The organism is Extibacter sp. GGCC_0201 (assembly GCF_017566055.1).
GTDB lineage: Bacteria > Bacillota > Clostridia > Lachnospirales > Lachnospiraceae > Extibacter.
Map to the genome: position 1 here is coordinate 1 of NZ_JABFCH010000175.1, position 222 is coordinate 222.

Sequence of the window (222 nt, forward strand, 5' to 3'; positions counted from 1 at the left end):
CGGCCTCTCCACCGCCCTCACCTGCTTGTCCATCCTTTACTTTTTCATCTGCCCGTTTTTCGCCGTTCTTGTTTTCATTCCCTTTCTGCTCTTTCATGTCCTGCTCTCCTATACCTGTTTCTTTCAATGCGGCAATTACATCCTCTTCCAGGACCTCACTGGGAATAATCACCTTACCGTCCTGAAGGGATTTTGCCAGCGCAGTTTTAATCGCTTTCAACT

The 222-nt window shown here is 47.7% G+C and carries 1 pseudogene; it reads right to left on the reverse strand.

Annotated features, from left to right (window positions below):
• Window positions 1–222 (reverse strand): annotated as a pseudogene (locus HJV72_RS19165) (MerR family transcriptional regulator); the annotation flags it as partial.